The organism is Dietzia sp. DQ11-44, assembly GCF_014145205.1.
Lineage (GTDB): Bacteria > Actinomycetota > Actinomycetes > Mycobacteriales > Mycobacteriaceae > Dietzia > Dietzia natronolimnaea.
This window is the reverse complement of sequence record NZ_JAALEC010000075.1, coordinates 1-4833: the sequence shown is the minus strand read 5'-3', so window position 1 is coordinate 4833 and position 4833 is coordinate 1. Positions and strand designations below refer to the sequence as shown.

The following is a 4833-nucleotide window of genomic DNA, read 5'->3' as shown; positions in this document are numbered from 1 at the left end:
CGCCGGGCCCTCGGCGACCACGGCGGCCAGCGGGCCGTCGGCGATGCGTCTGACCAGCTCCTCGTGGTCGATGCGCCCGGCCGCGGCCACCACGACGTCACCCGCACGGAGGACCCTGCGGTGGAACGATCGCAGCGTCTGCGCGTCCAGGGCCACCACCGACTCCTCGGTCCCGATGATCGGGCGAGCCAGCGGGTCATCACCCAACACGGCTCCGGTGGCGAGTTCGCAGGCGAGGTCCTCCGGGTCGTCGGCCCGGCCCGCGAGCTCGTCGAGCACCACGTCCCGCTCGATCTCCACGTCCTCCGGGTCACACGACCCGCGTGCCACCACGTCCACCAGTACGTCCACGGCCGTCGCCAGGCCCTCCGCCGGGACGTGGACGTGGTAGCAGGTGTGCTCCCGGCCCGTGTAGGCGTTGAGGTCACCCCCGAGGAGATCGATCCGCTCGGACAGTTCGAGTCCCGAGGCCGTGGCGGTCCGCTTGAACAGGACGTGCTCGAGGAAGTGCGCGGCACCGTGTTCCTCGGGGGCCTCGTCGGCGGAACCCGCCGCGATCCACACCCCGACCGCCGCGGTGTGGCACCACGGCAGGTTCTCGGTGACCACCCGGAGCCCGGGGATCGATCTGTCCACCCTGATCGTCGGATCCACGGCGACCCTCCCTTCCAGCGATACGAGGCACGCACCCCGCGCTCCGGGGTGCGTGCCTCGTGAGGTGCCGGGGTGCGCGTTCCCGCCCCGGCGGTGTATCAGTTGTCGTCGCCCTCGGCGTCGGCAGGCGATGCCGCCGCGGCGGACTCGTCGCCGACGGGCACGAGGCTGATCTTGCCGCGGTTGTCGATGTCCGCGATCTCGACCTGCATCTTGTCGCCCACGTTCACGACGTCCTCGACCTTGCCGACCCGCTTGCCCTGGCCCAGCTTGGAGATGTGCACCAGGCCGTCGCGGCCGGGCAGCAGCGAGAGGAAGGCGCCGAACGGGGCGGTCTTGACGACCGTGCCGAGGAACCGCTCGCCGACCTTGGGCAGCTGCGGGTTGGCGATGGCGTTGATCTTGTCGATCGCGGCCTGCGCGGACTCGCCGTCCGTGGCCCCGATGTACACGGTGCCGTCGTCCTCGATCGAGACGGACGCGCCGGTCTCCTCGGTGATCGAGTTGATCATCTTGCCCTTGGGCCCGATGACCTCACCGATCTTGTCGACCGGGACCTTGATCGCGATGATGCGGGGCGCGAACGGGCTGAGCTCGTCCGGCTCGTCGATCGCCTCGGCCATCACGTCGAGGATGGTCAGCCGGGCCTCGCGGGCCTGGGTGAGCGCGCCGGCCAGGACCTCGGACGGGATGCCGTCGAGCTTGGTGTCGAGCTGCAGCGCGGTGACGAACATGCCCGTGCCGGCGACCTTGAAGTCCATGTCGCCGAACGCGTCCTCGGCACCGAGGATGTCGGTGAGGGCCACGTAGCGGGTCTCACCGTCGACCTCGTCGGAGACCAGGCCCATCGCGATACCCGCGACGGGGGCCTTGAGCGGCACACCGGCGTTGAGCAGCGACAGGGTGGAGGCGCAGACGGACCCCATCGAGGTGGAGCCGTTGGAGCTGAGCGCCTCGGAGACCTGCCGGATCGCGTACGGGAACTCCTCGACGCTCGGCAGGACCGGCATGAGCGCACGCTCGGCGAGCGCCCCGTGGCCGATCTCACGACGCTTGGGCGACCCCACGCGACCGGTCTCGCCGGTGGAGTACGGCGGGAAGTTGTAGTGGTGCATGTAGCGCTTGCTGGTCTCCGGACCGAGCGAGTCGATCTGCTGGGCCATCTTGACCATGTCGAGCGTGGTGACCCCGAGGATCTGGGTCTCACCCCGCTCGAACAGGGCGGAACCGTGGGCCCGTGGGATGACCTCGACCTCGGCGGACAACGCGCGGATGTCCCTGATGCCGCGGCCGTCGATGCGGAAGTGGTCCGTGAGAATCCGCTTCCGGACGATCTTCTTGGTGAGCGACTTGAACGCGGCACCGAGCTCCCCGACCCGACCGGAGAACCGCTCCGAGAGCGAGTCGAGCACCTCGGCCTTGAGCTGGTCGGTCGCCCCGTCGCGCTCCTGCTTGTCCGCGATCGACATGATCTCACCGAGCTTGGCCTCGGCCACCTCGGAGACCGCGGTGAACGCGTCCTCCTGGTAGGGCGGGAAGAGCGGGAACTCCCGGGCCTCGGACGGGGCCGCGGTGGCCAGTGCCTGCTGCGCGGCGCACAGCTCGGAGATGAACGGCTTGGCCGCCTCGAGACCCTGCGCCACGACGTCCTCGGTGGGAGCCTGCGCGCCACCCGCGATCTTCTCGATGACGGTGTCGGTGGCCTCGGCCTCGACCATCATGATGGCGACGTCGGCGGTATCACCGGAGCCCACGACGCGACCGGCCACGACCATGTCGAAGACCGCCTCGGAGAGCTGCTCGACGGTGGGGAAGGCGACCCACTGCCCCTCGGGGCGGGCGGCGGTGGGGATGAGCGCGATCCGCACGCCTCCGACCGGACCCGAGAACGGGAGGCCGGACAGCTGCGTGGAGGCGGACGCGGCGTTGATCGCCACGACGTCGTAGAGGTCCTTGGGGTCCAGGCTCATGATGGTCACCACGACCTGGACCTCGTTGCGGACCCCGTCCGCGAAGGTCGGGCGCAGCGGACGGTCGATGAGGCGACACGTGAGGATGGCGTCGGTGCTCGGCCGACCCTCGCGGCGGAAGAACGAGCCCGGGATGCGACCCGCGGCGTACATCCGCTCCTCGACGTCCACCGTCAGGGGGAAGAAGTCGAAGTGCTCCTTGGGGTGCTTGCCCGCCGTGGTGGCGGACAGCATCATGGTGTCGTCGTCGAGGTACGCGACGACGGCCCCGGCGGCCTGCTTGGCAAGGCGTCCGGTCTCGAATCGCACCTCGCGGCGACCGAAGTCGCCGTTGTCGATGGTCGCGACGGTCTCGAAGACACCGTCTTCGACCTCGACGGCCGTGATCTCTGGCATGTGTAGTCCTGTCCTGTCGGTGACTGGGGGCCTCACGGCGGAGACGTCTCCGCCGGGCCCGCCGGGTCACACGTCAGGGAATCCCGGTTCGACTTCGGTCTTCGATCGAAGCGGCCGGAACCGGCGCCCGTCCCGGGGCACCCGCGGTTCCGGCAGCCACTACCGAGGACCGTCAATCGGACCTGTCGACACCCGGTACGTGCGCACCGGCCGTGATCAGGCTACCAGGGAGAACACCCCGGGTCACCGGGGGACGCGCGGACACCGCCCCCGTACAGCACTGTTCCCCACCCTCTTCGAGGACGGGGAACAGTGGGCGTGCGGGCGGGGTCCGCTCAGCGACGCAGACCGAGGCGCTCGATCAGCGAGCGGTAGCGCGCGATGTCGACCTTGGCGATGTACTTGAGGAGACGACGACGACGGCCGACCATCAGGAGCAGGCCGCGACGGGAGTGGTGGTCGTGCTGGTGGCTCTTGAGGTGCTCGGTCAGCTGGCTGATCCGCTTGGTGAGCAGCGCGACCTGGGCCTCGGGCGAACCGGTGTCGGTCTCGTGGATCCCGTACTCGGCCAGTACGGCCTTCTTCTCTTCGGTGGTCATCGCCATGGGTGTCTCCTGGTTGTTCCAGTCCGCGAAAATGAATGACCCCGCCGCCGCGGACCGCAGGAGGGCCGACAGGAGACGTTACCAGCGGAGGGCACCGGCGCCCCAATCGATGATCAGCGGCGGTCGGCGCCGGCGTCGAGAACGGCCCTGGTCCTGGCGACGTCCCGGTCCATGGCCACGAGGAGCTCGTCGACCGAGGAGAACTTCTCCATGTCGCGGACGTGGTCGACGAAGTCGACGGCCGCCACCCGCCCGTAGAGGTCCGCCGACTCGTCCAGGACGAAGGCCTCGACGCTGCGCGCCGCGTCCCCGAACGTCGGATTGGTCCCCACGGAGATCGCGGCCGGGTAGCGCCGACCGGGCTGGATCGACCCGTCTACCTCGTGATCGTCGAGGAGGGTGAACCACCCCGCGTAGACGCCGTCGACGGGCACTGCCGTGTACTCCGGCAGATCCAGGTTGGCCGTCGGGTACCCGAGGTCGCGTCCACCACGCCCGGCTCCGTGCACGACGATCCCGGACACGCGATGGGGACGGCCGAGGATCGCGGCCGCGCCGGCGACGTCGGACTCCGCGAGCAGACGCCGGATCCGGGAGGAGGACACCGGCTCCCCCCCGGATTCCAGCAGATCCATCACCCGGACGTCGATGCCCCGCTCGGCGCCCAGCTCGCGCAGCGTCTCCGGGGTACCCGCCGCGCGTCGGCCGAACGAGAAGTTGCTGCCCACGGTGACGGAGCGGCTCCGCAGCCCCCGCACCAGCACGCGGTCGATGAACTCGTCGGGTTCCCACGAGGCCATGTCGGTGTCGAAGGGCAGGGCGAAGACGGCATGGACCCCGAGGTCGCCGGCCAGTTCGGCGCGTCGCTCCAGGGGGGTGAGCACGAGCGGATGCGTACCGGGTCTGATCACCTCGACGGGGTGCGGGTCGAACGTCACCAGCACCGGGCTCGCCCCCGACTCGCGTCCGGTACCCACCGCGTGCTCCACCAGACCCCGGTGACCTCGATGGAGTCCGTCGAACACCCCGAGCGCGACGGAGGTCCCGCCGTCGGGGATCACGATCTCGTCGAACGTCCGCCACAGCTGCACGGCGCCCACCTTACGCCCGGCGATCACAGGCCCGCCGGTCGCATGACCACGACCGGAGCGGCGCGCTGGCCGGACTCGGAGACCAGTGCGGCCACCCGCCCGTCCGGCCCCACGGCC

The 4833-nt window shown here is 70.2% G+C and carries 5 protein-coding genes; all 5 read right to left on the bottom strand.

Translation table 11 applies throughout. The features are described 5' to 3' along the window. Positions 1-654, bottom strand: a 654-nt coding sequence (locus G6018_RS02310) for an insulinase family protein (RefSeq protein WP_182609302.1), incomplete at its 3' end; no start/stop codon positions are given. 98 nt (positions 655-752) lie between these two features. Further along, on the bottom strand, positions 753-3020 hold the full coding sequence (locus tag G6018_RS02305; RefSeq protein WP_182609303.1) for a polyribonucleotide nucleotidyltransferase: 2268 nt from the start codon (positions 3018-3020) through the stop codon (positions 753-755). A 335-nt stretch (positions 3021-3355) separates the two neighbouring features. Beyond that, entirely contained in the window at positions 3356-3625 is a 270-nt protein-coding gene (rpsO, locus tag G6018_RS02300; protein WP_107747462.1) for a 30S ribosomal protein S15, read from the bottom strand. 113 nt (positions 3626-3738) lie between these two features. Beyond that, positions 3739-4716: a bifunctional riboflavin kinase/FAD synthetase gene (locus tag G6018_RS02295; RefSeq protein WP_179525429.1), complete on the bottom strand. Its 978-nt coding sequence runs from the start codon at positions 4714-4716 to the stop codon at positions 3739-3741. Positions 4717-4739: 23 nt separating this feature from the next. Continuing rightward, a complete protein-coding gene (locus G6018_RS17255; protein ID WP_347237772.1) occupies positions 4740-4829 on the bottom strand; it encodes a hypothetical protein in 90 nt (29 codons plus the stop codon). Between the last annotated feature and the right edge of the window lie 4 nt (positions 4830-4833).

What these genes read in the sequence shown, in the direction of transcription:
- rpsO (WP_107747462.1), bottom strand. Translation starts at nt 3,625, where the DNA reads ATGGCGATGACCACCGAAGAGAAGAAGGCCGTACTGGCCGAGTACGGG.
- G6018_RS02305 (WP_182609303.1), bottom strand. Translation starts at nt 3,020, where the DNA reads ATGCCAGAGATCACGGCCGTCGAGGTCGAAGACGGTGTCTTCGAGACC.